Origin of the sequence: Paenalcaligenes niemegkensis (assembly GCF_022230885.1) — a bacterium.
Lineage (GTDB): Bacteria > Pseudomonadota > Gammaproteobacteria > Burkholderiales > Burkholderiaceae_B > Paenalcaligenes > Paenalcaligenes niemegkensis.
The window spans coordinates 124,926-138,495 of the sequence record NZ_JAKGCT010000004.1 but is presented as its reverse complement, the minus strand read 5'-3'; the positions used below and the strand labels follow the sequence as shown (position 1 = coordinate 138,495).

General features: G+C 54.1%; 14 protein-coding genes and 2 pseudogenes. 3 read left to right on the top strand and 13 right to left on the bottom strand.

The window, feature by feature from the left end:
* Positions 1-4: 4 nt before the first annotated feature.
* Positions 5-910, bottom strand: coding sequence for a LysR family transcriptional regulator (locus L1889_RS04575; RefSeq protein WP_238664106.1), 906 nt, complete (start codon positions 908-910; stop codon positions 5-7).
* A 95-nt stretch (positions 911-1,005) separates the two neighbouring features.
* On the opposite strand from L1889_RS04575, the gene L1889_RS04570 reads away from it, so the two are divergent.
* On the top strand, positions 1,006-1,848 hold the full coding sequence (locus L1889_RS04570) for an SDR family oxidoreductase (RefSeq protein WP_238664104.1): 843 nt from the start codon (positions 1,006-1,008) through the stop codon (positions 1,846-1,848).
* 21 nt (positions 1,849-1,869) lie between these two features.
* On the opposite strand, the gene L1889_RS04565 is transcribed toward L1889_RS04570, so the two are convergent.
* Complete coding sequence (locus L1889_RS04565; RefSeq protein ID WP_238664103.1) at positions 1,870-2,379, bottom strand: GNAT family N-acetyltransferase; 510 nt, start codon at positions 2,377-2,379, stop codon at positions 1,870-1,872.
* Between the two features lie 37 nt (positions 2,380-2,416).
* Positions 2,417-3,528 (bottom strand): annotated as a pseudogene (locus L1889_RS04560) (alkene reductase).
* A 185-nt stretch (positions 3,529-3,713) separates the two neighbouring features.
* Here L1889_RS04560 and L1889_RS18715 point away from each other — a divergent pair.
* Positions 3,714-3,932, top strand: a pseudogene (locus L1889_RS18715) (hypothetical protein); the annotation flags it as partial.
* Between the two features lie 164 nt (positions 3,933-4,096).
* A complete protein-coding gene (locus L1889_RS04550; protein ID WP_238664101.1) occupies positions 4,097-4,432 on the top strand; it encodes a TetR family transcriptional regulator C-terminal domain-containing protein in 336 nt (111 codons plus the stop codon).
* 2 nt (positions 4,433-4,434) lie between these two features.
* Here L1889_RS04550 and yghU read toward each other — a convergent pair whose 3' ends face one another.
* The 10 genes from yghU to phnL form a co-directional block, all read right to left on the bottom strand.
* Positions 4,435-5,274, bottom strand: a complete 840-nt coding sequence (yghU, locus tag L1889_RS04545) for a glutathione-dependent disulfide-bond oxidoreductase (RefSeq protein WP_238664100.1) — start codon at positions 5,272-5,274, stop codon at positions 4,435-4,437.
* 92 nt (positions 5,275-5,366) lie between these two features.
* Positions 5,367-5,786 carry an alternative ribosome rescue aminoacyl-tRNA hydrolase ArfB gene (gene arfB / locus L1889_RS04540; protein ID WP_238665855.1) on the bottom strand — a complete coding sequence of 140 codons (420 nt, stop codon included), beginning with the start codon at positions 5,784-5,786 and terminating at the stop codon, positions 5,367-5,369.
* Between the two features lie 204 nt (positions 5,787-5,990).
* Positions 5,991-8,429, bottom strand: coding sequence for a TonB-dependent receptor (locus L1889_RS04535; RefSeq protein WP_238664098.1), 2,439 nt, complete (start codon positions 8,427-8,429; stop codon positions 5,991-5,993).
* Positions 8,430-8,704: 275 nt separating this feature from the next.
* Positions 8,705-9,724, bottom strand: a complete 1,020-nt coding sequence (locus tag L1889_RS04530) for a FecR family protein (protein WP_238664097.1) — start codon at positions 9,722-9,724, stop codon at positions 8,705-8,707.
* A gap of 58 nt (positions 9,725-9,782) precedes the next feature.
* Positions 9,783-10,289, bottom strand: coding sequence for an RNA polymerase sigma factor (locus tag L1889_RS04525; protein WP_238664095.1), 507 nt, complete (start codon positions 10,287-10,289; stop codon positions 9,783-9,785).
* A 98-nt stretch (positions 10,290-10,387) separates the two neighbouring features.
* Positions 10,388-11,143, bottom strand: coding sequence for a phosphonate metabolism protein PhnP (gene phnP, locus L1889_RS04520; RefSeq protein ID WP_238664093.1), 756 nt, complete (start codon positions 11,141-11,143; stop codon positions 10,388-10,390).
* The gene (phnN, locus tag L1889_RS04515) at positions 11,134-11,727 is read right to left on the bottom strand and encodes a phosphonate metabolism protein/1,5-bisphosphokinase (PRPP-forming) PhnN (RefSeq protein WP_238664091.1); all 594 of its coding nucleotides are present in this window, start codon (positions 11,725-11,727) and stop codon (positions 11,134-11,136) included. The genes phnP and phnN overlap by 10 nt, the downstream gene beginning before the upstream one ends.
* Positions 11,727-11,981, bottom strand: a complete 255-nt coding sequence (locus tag L1889_RS04510; protein WP_238664089.1) for an amidohydrolase family protein — start codon at positions 11,979-11,981, stop codon at positions 11,727-11,729. The genes phnN and L1889_RS04510 overlap by 1 nt, the downstream gene beginning before the upstream one ends.
* On the bottom strand, positions 11,915-12,871 hold the full coding sequence (locus L1889_RS04505; RefSeq protein WP_238664088.1) for an alpha-D-ribose 1-methylphosphonate 5-triphosphate diphosphatase: 957 nt from the start codon (positions 12,869-12,871) through the stop codon (positions 11,915-11,917). The genes L1889_RS04510 and L1889_RS04505 overlap by 67 nt, the downstream gene beginning before the upstream one ends.
* Entirely contained in the window at positions 12,861-13,565 is a 705-nt protein-coding gene (phnL, locus tag L1889_RS04500; RefSeq protein WP_238664086.1) for a phosphonate C-P lyase system protein PhnL, read from the bottom strand. The genes L1889_RS04505 and phnL overlap by 11 nt, the downstream gene beginning before the upstream one ends.
* Between the last annotated feature and the right edge of the window lie 5 nt (positions 13,566-13,570).

Here is a 13,570-nt window from a genome sequence, read left to right as displayed (position 1 = left end):
TATTTCATTCAAGCTCTTCCCTGGCCATATCGATAAATGCCCTTAGGTTCACTGGCATATGTCGATTGTTAGGAAAGTAAAGAGACAGCCCCGGAATGTATGGGCACCAATCTTCCAGCACAACAAGCAAACGCCCCTCGGCAATGAGCGGACGGGCATAAGTTTCCGGCACGTAGGCGATGCCCAGACCGCCCGCCGCCGCCTCAACCATCAGCTGGCTGTTGTCCAGCGTCAATCCTCCCGGCACATCAAGCGCCAGCTCCTGCTCCCGTTTACGGAATTCCCATCGATAACGTTTACCGCTGGGAAGACGTTGTCGGATGCACTGGTGCGCGACAAGCTCGTCGGGCGTTTTGGGCGTCGGGTGAGCAGCCAGGTAGCCCGGGGACACGACTGCCAGGAAACGCATATCAGGACCGAGGCGAATTGCCACCATGTCCTTGGGCACCGCTTCCCCCAGCCTCACACCCGCATCAAAGCCCTGCTCAACGATGTCCACTAGCTGCCCTTGCGCTACGAGATCAAGTTCTACGCCAGGATAGCGTGTCAGAAACGTCGGCACCAACGTCTCAAGCAGCAATCTGATAGCGGCATCGCTACCATTGATCTTCAACGTCCCTGTCGGCCGCCCTTGCGCTCCCGCGACGTCCTCAAGAAGTTGGCCCAAATCGCTCAGTAAGGGGTCAAGGCGAGCAAGAAATTGTTCCCCCACTTCGGTCAGCGCTACGCTGCGTGTGGTCCGGTGCAATAGACGGGCTCCTAGTCTATCTTCAAGACCTCGTACAGTATGGCTGAGCGACGAACGCGTTACGCCCAACAACTCAGCGGCGCGGCGAAAACTGCGGTGCTCCGCCACGGCCATAAAGGCATTCAGGTCCTTCAGTGATGGAGAGCCTATTGATGATTTCATTTCACCTACTCATGCTATTTATTGGTCATTCTAATAACAATGATAATCCCATAACATCCTATTAGTCGTTCATCTTCTCTTTTGGGATTCACACTATGACTAAGACATGGTTTATTACCGGGACCTCAAGCGGCCTGGGCCGCCTTCTCACTGAACGCTTACTGGCACGCGGTGATCTCGTGGTTGCAACGCTGCGCCAGCCTGAGGCTCTGACGAGTCTGGCAAAACAATACGGCGATCAGCTGCATATCTTCACTCTTGATGTCACTGAGCCCCAGGCCATCAGATCTGTGGTGGCGGAGGCTTTCCAGCGTGCAGGCCCCATCGACGTCGTAGTCAGCAACGCGGGATACGCACTCTTTGGAGCGGCCGAAGAAGCAAGCGACGCCCAGATCGAGCGGCAGATTGCCACGAACCTGATGGGTTCCATTCAGCTCATTCGTGCGTTCTTGCCTCACTTGCGTGCCCAAAATGGCGGTCGTATCGTTCAGCTTTCGTCAGAAGGCGGACAAATCGCCTATCCGAACTTCAGCCTCTACCATGCCACCAAATGGGGGATTGAAGGCTTTATCGAGTCGGTCGCCCAAGAGGTTGCGCCGTTCGGCATAGACTTTCTGATTGTCGAACCCGGGCCAACCGGTACCAATTTCGTCGAAGGACTGGATCGCGCACAGCCTATGAGCTGCTATGAAGACACCTCGGCTGGCGAACTACGACGAGCGATAGCGTCGGGTGCCTTTGCCATTAGGGGCGATGCAGGCAGAACAGTCGATGCCATGATTGCAGCAGCAGATGCCGTGAACCCGCCCTTGCGTCTAGCCTTGGGCAGCACAGCCTATACATCGATTAGTCAGGCACTGGCAAACCGACAAAACCAGCTTGAGGCTCAAAAAAAGTGGCATTTTCTGCTGATAGGCATGGCTCAACTTAATGAGTAATCTCTGGAAAAAAACCGCCTTTTAGCCGGCCCCGTTCAGCCTCTTGCTCATGTAATAAGCCGGGCCGGTATAGGTTGCCAGTCTGGCCTGCTGTTGCGGCGATAGTTTCTCTACCACGCTATAGCCTTGCCGCTGCCAAAAACCAACCGAATTTTGTACTGAAATCAGTGCGGAAAATGGGTAGCCCTGATCTTCGGCATAACGAATTGCTTTATTAATCAGGGCCAGCCCCATTCCTGTACCTTTAGCCGCGCTAAGCACCGCCAAGTCATGCAAATACAGACAGTCTGGATCAGCAGCGCACTGAAAATTTTCCCCTAATGCGGTAAGCGCGCCCAGCCGTGAAGGATAAGTGACCAGGTAAGCCTGCAAGCCTTGCCCTGCTTGCGCCACCCAGGCGGTGTCTGGCGCCGTATCCAAACGGACAGAAATCACCGTTTCCTCTTCCTGCTCCTCCCCGAAGTAAGCATCGGCCTGAATGGCCAATATAGCCTCAATATCAGCGGCGACCATGGGTCTGATAACAATCATAAATTCTAAACACCTTAAAAACTCAGTGCGGTGCGCATTATGGCAGCCGGGCTACTGAAGCCTCATACACCGGATAGTCGGTATATCCCATCTGATCTCCCCCATAAAAGGTATTCTGATCAGGCTTAGTCAAAGGCCAACCGTTTTTCATGCGCTCGACCAGATCAGGGTTGGAAATAAAGGGACGGCCAAATGCGACCAGGTCAGTCAGGCCTTCGCGGATATCCCGCTCCCCTCTTCTTTCGTGTACAAACCAGCCAAAATCAAGGTTCCGGCATAGCTTTCCCTGAATTGCTTCAGAAATGCCTTTCCGTCCTCGTTTGCAATCAGCGCATCACGGTTACTAATATGGACGTACGCCAGATTCCGGGTAGAGAGTTCACGCGCAAGCTTGATCCAGGTCTCTTGCTCGCCATCAAAGGCAGGCATGTCGAAAATACGATTGAACGGTGAAATCCGAATCCCGACCCGCTCACGGCCTACCTGGGCAATCACGGCGTCCACTACCTCTAGCGCCAGACGTAGACGGCCTTCGATCGTCCCTCCGTATTGATCATCCCGAGTATTGACGCCTGCATTGATGAATTGCTCAATCAGGTAACCATTGGCCCCGTGGATTTCGACCCCGTCAAAACCAGCGTCGATAGCTTTTGCCGCAGCCTTGGCAAAATCCTGAACAATGCTCTTGATCTCGTCGGTCAACAGTGGGCGTGGTTCGCTGGTTTGCACAGGCCCAGGCTTACCCTTTTCGTCGTAAGCGAATGAGGTCGTATTCTCGGCTGTTTTGGACGTAGGCCCCACAGGCGATGCTCCATTTTCATGCAGGGAGGTATGAGAGAGACGGCCGACGTGCCAAAGCTGGCTGAAAATTTTTCCGTCTTCTTCGTGCACGGCCTGCGTTACCTTTCTCCAGCCTGCGGCCTGTTCATCCGTATGAATACCGGGAGTGAACAAATAGCCAACCCCCTGGGAAGACACCTGGGAGCCTTCGCTAACAATTAGCCCGGCACTCGCGCGCTGCCCATAATACAGCGCCGTTTCATCGTTAGGAATGGTGTCTACGGCGCGAGACCGGGTCATGGGGGCCATGACGATACGATTGCTTAGTTGCAGCCCTGACAAATTGTAGTCTGTGAAAAGATCTTTCATTGGTACGAAATCCATCAAAAATTTAGAAGATAAGCATTTAAATGCGGCTGTCCTCTGCAATGGATGACGCCGTCATCACAACTTATGGATCGATTGATCCAAAACAAAGACTAATCAAGTTATCTGATGTTGTCAAATACATATGGATTGAATAGTATATAAGTAAGTCAGGCTAATCAGAGCATATTAGCGTCAAAATTCCATGTAAACCGCAGACAGAATACTCACGTTTAATAGCATATAGACTGACTGGTATATTTTTATGTTGGGGAAATTGGTATGGCACAGATGGGCAGGCCGCGCAACTTCGACCGAGACGAAGCCGTAAACAAAGCCATGCTTCTTTTTGGGAGCATGGCTACGAATCAACAAGCCTCGCGCAACTGCGTGAGAGCATAGGCGGCATTTCAGCTGCCAGTTTTTATGCCGCTTTCGCTTCAAAGGAAGCGCTGTTCAGAGAAGTAGTGGAGCGCTATGTCGCCTGTCACGGTCAGGCTATCGCCCCCTGTGGGATACTTCGCTCTCCCCCAGGCGAGCCCTTGAGCTGGCTCTTCGACAGACGGCCAAGATGCAAACAAATAGCGCATATCCGCAAGGTTGTCTTCTGGTACTGGGCGCCAGCGCCTGCTCACCAGAAAGTGCGCATATCCAGGCCTTGCTGGCCAAAGAGCGTGAGCGCGCCCGCTCAGGGATTCGCGCCTGCCTAGACAGGGCACGTAAGTGCGGAGAGCTTCCTGCTACCAGGGATATTGCGGCATTAGCAGGCCTGTTCGATAGCTTTATGTTCGGCATTACGATTCAGGCACGTGATGGCACACCTTTGCCCTCACTCAATCAAGCCATTACAGAGATCATGACCTTACTGATCGATCCCGTGACGGGAAGTGCCGAAGCGACTCTTTGATATCAGTCAAGATCACTGGCTGAGTGCCGTTCCGGCACCTGCTCGTCCTGCTCGCCCCAACTGCGATTTACCTTACGGCCACGCTGTACTGCAGGACGTTGTCCTATCTCTTCAGCCCAGCGTAATACGTGCGTGTAGGTGTGAGCCTCAAGAAACTCCGCCGCCTCGTACACCTGATTCGTCGCGACTCCGCCGTACCAGGGCCAGATGGCCATGTCGGCGATGCTGTACTCGTCTCCCGCCACATAGCGGTGTCCTGCCAACTGTCGATTGAGCACATCCAACTGACGTTTGGTTTCCATGGTGTAGCGGTTGATCGGGTATTCAAATTTCTCGGGGGCGTAGGCATAAAAGTGACCGAAACCGCCACCTAGCAAAGGTGCACTACCGACCTGCCAGAATAGCCAATTTAGACATTCTGTTCTGCCACGAACATCTTTAGGGATAAAAGCGCCAAACTTTTCAGCCAGGTACAGCAGAATGGAGCCCGATTCAAACAACCGTAACGGAGGAATGACGCTGGTATCCAACAGGGCCGGAATCTTGGAGTTAGGGTTGAGTTCGACAAAACCGCTGCCAAATTGCTCACCCTCGTTGATGCTGATCAACCAGGCATCGTATTCGGCCTCAGCGATTCCCAGTGCCAGCAGCTCCTCGAGCAAAATGGTGACCTTGACGCCATTAGGCGTAGCCAGGGAGTACAACTGCAGCGGGTGCTTGCCCCGGGGCAATTCCCGGTCATGGGTCGCACCAGCGATCGGCCGATTGATGTTGGCAAACTTGCCACCATTATCTTTATCCCAGGCCCAGACCTGGGGCGGTATGTAGCTGTCCTTGCTCATACTGCATTCTCCTTTTGATGTACGTTTACATAAACAATCCAGCACATCCCGGTGCCAGGACACCCCCTATTAGACCCGATTGTGTTTAGAAGTCAGGGGTGCTTGATGCGCGATCGAAATTGCTTGATCTGTGCGCGTGCTGTTTTTTGTTCCAGCCTGCGCCGCTTTGAACCCAGCGTAGGACGAGTCGGCCGGCGTGCTTTTGGAACGCTGGCGACACTGTCAATCAGACTTTGAAGACGCGCCAGCGCGTCTATTTTGTTTTGCTCTTGCCGGCGGCTGTTTTGGGCCTTAATCACGATTTCACCCGCGCCGGTGATGCGATGATCTCGCAGCGCAAGCAATCGCGCCTTTACCGGCTCTGGCAAGGAAGACGCCGCAATGTCAAAGCGTAAATGTACAGCACTGGATACCTTATTTACATTTTGCCCTCCAGCGCCCTGCGAGCGAATGGCCGTGAAAACCACCTCGTCCTCGTTCACGGCCAACTTTGATGTGAAAGCTTCGTTCATGCGAACTATTGTAGCTGGCAAATAGTCGTACTCCTACCAGCGTGGCCATTGCTGTACGCGGCGCTTTAATTTGTCACACCGCCTGCTGCCATCAGACTAGCGGTGTGCCCCTGATATAGAGTAGCTTACGCGTCCCCTCTTATAAGCGAGAGATCTGGATATCCTGAAACCATAAACGAATGGCTCTTTTTATAACCATTGGTTCTAAAACTCAATCTCTGCCGACAACAGAACAGTTCGTGGTGCCGCGACAGTACCCACCGTCAGCAGCGTACTGCTAGACAGCCAGTAGTTCTCGTTGGTCACATTTTCTACCGTGGCCCGTAAAGTAACCGGATGGCCATGGACTTTCGTGCGGTAGCGCGCGCCCATGTCGTAACGGGTCCACGATGGCAACGTCAAGGTGTTCTCGGCATCGTAAGGCGTTGCAGCGGTGTGAATGGCACGCGCGTTCACGCTCAGACCTTGTACCCAGGGTACGTCCCAGTCGGCACCCAGATTAAAGGTGCGCTTGGGCACGCCATGGGCTTTGTTTCCCTGGTTCACGCTACCAGCAGTTTGCTGCAGCTTTGCGTCATAGAAGGTGGCGCTGGCCATAAGACGCAGTCCGGACATAACTTCTCCAACGGCGGACAGTTCAAGTCCGCGGTTGCGCTGTTCTCCATCGAAACTATAAATGTTGCTAACCGGATCAGTCATCGAGTTGGGCCGGTCTATCTGAAATACGGAAACCGTGGTGATGACACGGTCCCAGTCCACTTTCACACCAGCCTCGTACTGCTTGGACTTGTAGGGTGCGAACACCTCTCCGGCGTTGGCGGCATCGACAGGAGCCGTACCGCCACGAGTCAGGCCCGACGTAAAGTTACCATAAACCGAGACGTTCTCAAATGGCCGCACAACGATCCCAGCCAATGGCGAGATAGCGTCTTCGTCGTAGGAGGAAGTGACCCCGCCTGCTGCGTTGAAGTTCTCCGACTTCACGCGCTGCTGGCGCAGGCCGCCGGTAATCAGGATCCTGCCGTCAGCAAATGAGAGCGTGTCGGTCAGCGAGAAGCTGGAAAGTGTGGTCTCTGAGGCTTTAGTCGGCGAGTGACGCTCACCCGTCATCGGAATCAACGGTACCGGATTATAAATGTTGGAATCAATGGTCTGGCTCACTGGCGCCGACAAGAAAAAACTACCTGCCTCCGACTTCAGTATCGAGCCCGACAGGCTCACCACGTGCTTGACTCCGAGCGTGTCGAAGTTCATGCGCGCACCGATTTCGCCGGTCTTGTTACGCGAATAGGCGTCATACCAAGCATTGAGAGCCCGGAAGTTGCCCTGCGCATCGACGGCATTGGTGGTCCGAGCCGAGGGAAAATCCTGCTCACTGGCACCGTAACGATAGCCCGCCGCACCATAAACCATGAGACGGTCGGAAACATCGTATTCCAGGCGTGAGGCCACCGTCGCGTCGCGTGAGGTCAGGTCAGCGCCGGAGTATATAGCGCGGTGCCCGGATGGAGGCGCAGGAATATTCGAGACACCTGGACGGAATCCGTTCTGTGAGCGGAAGCTGTCGACGTTCTCGCGCTGCGCATAGGTATCCAGTGACCATCGCAGCGTGGGCGAGCGATAATCCAGCGCCAGCGCGCCCAGGCCAAGTTTCTGTCGGCCATTGTCCAGGCTGGTTTTACCATTGCGATATACGCCGTTGAAACGGATGCCCCATTGGTTGTCTGTACCGAAGCGGCGTCCCATGTCCAGATGAGCGCCCAGCACCGCTTTGCTTTCGTAGGTCGTGGTCAGACGGGTCAAAGGCTCATCGCCGGCCCGCTTGGTCACAATATTAATGTTGCCCCCGATGCTGCCGTTAGGGCTGATGCCATACATCAGCGTGCCAGGCCCTTTAAGGACTTCGACACGCTCCATGAGCGCAGCTGGCATGCGGTGAGACGAGGTCAGGCCATACAGGCCGTTCAGACCAACATCACCACTGGTGACATTGAAACCGCGAATCTGGAAGTCTTCACTAAAACTGCCTGTAGAGGTCATCATGCGTACCGACGATTCGTTGACGACTACGTCGGCCAGGGTACGGGCCTGCTGGTCCTCAAGCATTTGCGACGTGTAGTTGGTGGTACTGAACGGGGTATCCATCACATCTTGAGAGCCTAGCACCCCCAGCCCGCCGCCGCTCGCCACCTGGCCACCAGCGTACGGCACGGGAAGTTCACCTTCGGCAATGGTGCCGGTTACAGTCACGGGCGCTAACTGTGCCGTGTTCACAGAACGCCGCAGATTGACTGTATTTCCCTCACGCGAGTATTCGATCTCCGTCCCCGCAAGCAAACGACGCAGAGCTTCCTCGGGGGCCATCTGGCCGCTGATCGGCCTCACGGAATACCCCTGTACCAAATCTGAAGTGTAGATAAATTGCAAAGGCGTCTGCTGCCCCAGTTGCAACAGTGCCTCGCTTAGAGACTGCTGTTGAATGTTGATCTGCACAGCACTCTGCTGAGCGTATACCGACGGCGATACACTGATCAAAGCCAGGGAGCCAGCAACGGCCAGACGACTCAACGTTGTGGAGAAGGCCGCAGCCGAATTATTTTTAACGCCCGTCTTGCGGGCAGTAGGAGGGGTCCTGTCAATCACGAGAAGTTTCCTGTTACGTATTTCTTACGAGCGCAATGCTCCACCCCTTTGGCCAAAGGATCCCAAAGGGGTGGCACACAGCACAAAAAACACCCCTTCATGAGGTAAGACGGACGAGCTCCGGAAAACCCTGAACAAAAACCGAATCTAAATTGTAACAACAACGATTCTTATTCTGGATTGTTCGTCTAATCAAAAGCCGCCTCCGCACCGGGGAGCGTGCAATAAGCGTACCCAGGTGATAAAAAGACTACATCAGAAAGCTGTACTGACGTTTAGCGCAACAGAGCCAGGTTCACGCCGCCATCCGGACGGTGTACAACAACAACGGGAAGATGGGTCTGCAACGCCTGTAAAAAGCCCTCGGCATCCTGAATGCTAAACACGCCTGCCATGCGCAGGTGTTTAAGCCGGCTGTCCGTCAGATAGATGGGCTCACGCAGGTAGCGATTCATTTCCTGCACTACGTCTTCAAGGAGTTCGTCCCTGAATACCACCTTGCCTTGACGCCATGCCGTTAGCGCCGCGACATTGACTGCGTCCACAGACAAAGGGGTGTCCGGCCATGCATGAGTCGTCATGCCTGCAGTCAGCACGGCTGTTTCACGATTCCACCACCGGCCGGAAGACACCTCAACGGAGCCGCTTTGAACAGCAACCGATACATGGTCTTGATTACGCCTTACGTTAAACACCGTGCCCGTGACCCTGACATCCACGTTATCCGCCACCACGGTGAATACCTGCTCGGAATTGGCAACGACCTCAAAGGAAGCTTCACCCCTGATAAGTTCGACAACACGGCGGCTAGCGTAGTAGCTCACAATCAGTTCGCTGGAAACGTTCATTTCTACTACAGACCCATCTGGCAGCACTTCCTTGCGCTGCTCACCGTGGGCAGTGACATAACGCAATACATGGGAAGCAGGATATAGATCGTGTCCACGAAGAAACACGGCTCCTATGATCGCCGCAGTAGAGACTGAAGCAGCGCCGATCATCAAGCGCCGTCGGGTCATCCAGCCTTGCTCTGCCGGTGAGTTCGGTGCCTCCAGCAGTTCACGCAGCTCGTCTTTGGGCAACATGCTGGTCGCTTGCCAGATCTCATCCAATGCCCGGTATTCTTGCTCGTTGTTAGGATTGGCGCGGCGCCATTGCTGGAAGCGCTCACGTTCTGCCACGGTGAAGTTACCGGAATGGACGCGCGCAAACCAGTAGGCTGCGGCGGCAGGGGATCGTTTGGTAGGTTCGGCTTTTGAGTGTTCATAGCGAGCAGGAGTCCGATGGGTTGCCATCGTTATGATTTTCTACCCCTTCATTAAGTAAGACGTATGAGAAGGTAAAAACCCTGACTCAATGTGGCGCATGATTTTGTAACTGTTTCCGAAGGTGCCTGATCGCGCGAATCATATATTTTTCGACCATATTAACGGAAATACCCAGCTTCTCAGCGATTTCTTTTTGAGAGTAGCCTTCCAGCCGATGCCACAAGAATACCTGACGGCACTTAAGCGGCAAGTCGGTCAAAGCAATCTTCAAGGAGGCCAACAGTTCCTCGGTTCGAGCCTGGGCATCGGGATCGGTCAGCACCGGATGCTCGGCCTCATCCAGCTCGTCAAAAGAAACCACGTCAAGGACCCTGGATTGCCGATGCCCGTCGATCAGTCGGTTATGTACGCTGCGATGCAGATAAGCTCGCGAATTAACCAGGGAGCCCACCTCTTTTTCCAGGACGCGGACAATTGCATCGTGCGTAGCGTCCTCGGCATCTTCGCGATTAGCTCCCCATCGCGTCCACGCCGCGACTAGCTCGCTGTAATGAGCGAGCCAGCCATTCTTGGGAACAGGTGGACGTGACATGATGAGTGGAGGCTGAGCCCGATGAAATAAACCAGCATAATAACAATGATTCTCATTCCAATGTTGAGCATAGCCTGTTTACAACGCTCTACAAAAAATCAACTGGAAAAGCACATCCCTTCCCTGCCAATAACCACATCTGCAGGCAGCTTTACACCTTCGGTCATCAACCAGACATCCAGCTCGTGGCCTATGTGTGTCAGAACGGCCAGACGTGGGTTCAAAGTCTCCACTACCTTCATGGCCATGGTGAAGTCATTATGGTTGCGAGAGATTTTCTCATTTGGGGGAAACGAACAGTCCAGTACCAGTACGTCTATAGTTTCGGCCTTCAGGTAATCCTCGGTGTCCGTTGGCAGGCCTACCGTATCCGTCAGATAGGCAAAGCGTTTTCCTTCTTTAGCGAACACATAGCCATAAGTCAGCTTCGAATGAATTAGCGGCACAGGGGTCAGCTGCAGTCCGTCAAGATTAATGATCTCAAAAACCTTAAGTGTTCTTGAGAAATCCAGAATACCGGGGTGCTTGTATAAATCTGCGAACCCGTCCGGATCAGGTGGACCGAGCACAGGGATACGAATCCCTTGCCCCCACCGCAGGTGCAGCAAACCTTGTGCGTGGTCAGCGTGGTAATGCGTTTGCAGGATGCCCTTTAGGCTTCCGGGCGAAAACCGCTGGCTAAGGTCGGTAAGACCGGAATCAATCAGCCAGCGGGAATCATCAAACTCAAGTAATGCAGAACATGGACCACGCTGATAGCGAAGGTCTGTTTGCGCCCGAATACAGGCGAGGCAATCACAGTTGTACACTGGAACCTGTGCTGCGTTGCCTGTGCCCAGCAAGGTCAAACGCATGATGAAAGCCCGTGTCGGTATTGGGTACCAGTGTGCCCGATCAGGCTTGCGTGCAGCGCATGTACCGCATTTTCAATCGTGCCCGAATTGTCGATACGGATAATAGTACCTTGCATGCTTAGCTCATCCATGGTGGTAAAGCGCGCATTGCGCTCAAGCCGCTGCTGGATCTGCTGCAGGCTCTCACGCCCCCTTTGCTGCAGGCGCTCCTGCAGCAATTGCACTGGCACATCAAGCAATACCGGTACCAACAGCGGATATAGCTTGCATGCTTGCGGCAGATATTGTCTGGATCCGTTCACCAGCACATCCCGCCCGCTGTTCAGTATATCGTCGATGTTGACGCTGATACCGTAGGCATGACCATTGGCAAGCCAGGCCATCGCCAACGCGCCTGAAGACTCCATCTGCCCGAATTCGGCAGCCGAGACAGAGACGGCATTCGCCTCTGAATCGGGCACCGGACGTGTCACTATACGCGGCGCAAGGTGGGCTGTTTTTCCTAACAGGGTAGCGACGCCTTGCAAGATTGTGTCTTTGCCGCCCCCGGAAGGCCCCATCAGATAAATTAGACGGCCGGCCATTAAAAGACTCGCTGCCCGGTACGCCAAACCTGATTAACCACAAATTGCTTTTTATAGGATCGCACACGCACGAGATCAGCGCGCAACCCTTCGCGAATCTCTCCACGGTCATGCAGCCCGGCGGCCTGAGCCGGGGCCAGGCTGACGGTAGCCACGGCCTTGGGCAGGTCGTAGCCCTCGTCCTGGTCTACCAATATGCGGGCTGCCTGCAAAAGGCTGGCCGGATAATAATCGCTGGATAAAATATCAAGCACGCCCAGGCTGGCAAGATCGGCTGCGGCAACATTGCCAGAATGGGACCCCCGCGAACAATATTGGGAGCCCCCATCAGCACTTTCAATCCAAGCTCGTGGCTTAAGGTGCCTGCTTCGATCGTCGTGGGGAACTCGGCAATGCTCATACCGTAATCTGCAGACTCTTGCGCATGTTCGATTGTGGCATCGTCATGGCTTGCCACCGACAACGAACGCTGATGACATTCATCGACGATAGAGCGGCGGTAGTTATCGCTATACAGCTCTGCGTTTTCTAACTGCTTAACGATGAACTCATTCATTTCAGCATCACTTAAGTGATACTTGCCCTGGAAGTATTCACGGTACTTTTCGATGCGCACAAACTGCCGCTGTCCTGGTGAATGATCCATGACCGAAACTAGCTGCACCAGCGGACTTTCAACAAGCTCCCTGAACAAATCCAAGGTCTTTTCATGACTTAACTCGCAGCGCAGGTGCAGACGGTGCTCTGCTCGTGTGTGCCCCTGCGACTCCGCTTGCGTTATGGCTTCCAGCATCACAGGCAACTGCCGCAGCCGCTCGCCTTTAGGGTTGACGTCACCGATGGACAAGGCGTCGAACACTGTCGTGATCCCCGCCGAGACGACTTGCGCATCGTGTGCCAGTACCGCAGACTCAGACGGCCAGTCCACCCCCGGTCTGGGATTCATATACTTTTCCAGATTATCAGTATGCAGCTCGACCAGCCCCGGCAACAGATAATCGCCGTCCAGATCCTGAGCCTGTGCAAGCTGACTCTTGCCCTGACTTACATCGTGTATGTATCCATCGCGCACCGCCACAGTGCCCGAAAAAACCTCTGTACCGGTCACAACCCGGGCATTCGTGAATATTTGTTCAGCAGGCATTTGCCAGCTCCTTAGGTGTCATATCCAGATAGCGATCAGCCATCGCATCTCGAGTTGTTTGATCATGAGAGATTGCCAGCAAGGCTGTCCCTTCTGCTTTTGCTTCTGCAACCAGCTCCAGCACCACCGCACTATTCGCATCATCCAGCGAGGCTGTAGGTTCATCAAGCAACAGCAGCGGCCAAGAGACCATAAAACTGCGTGCAATGTTTACCCGCTGTTGCTCACCACCTGAAAACGTACCAGGCGCCAAAAGCCACAAGCGTTCCGGAATCCCCAGGCGCTGCAATAGTTCTTGGGCGCGCTCGTGTGCGTACTCACGAGCCACACCACGCTGCAATGCCGGCTCCATGACCACGTTCAGGCAACTGACGCGCGGAATCACCCGCAAAAACTGACTTACGTAACCCATGGTGCGCCGACGTATATCCAGAACTTGCCGCGGCTCCGCCCCTGCCATCTCAATGATCTGGCCATCGTGACGGATTCGTATACTGCCCGAGGCCGGCAGATAATTGCCATAGAGCGTACGCAATAAGGTAGATTTCCCTGCTCCCGAGCATCCATGCAATACCAGACACTCGCCAGGCACAATGTCAAAGCTTAAATCCCGCAGTACATTAAGTACCGCCCCTTGCTGCTGATGCATGGTGAAGGTTTTGGCTAGATCCCGGACTTCCATAATTGAATTCATCGTGT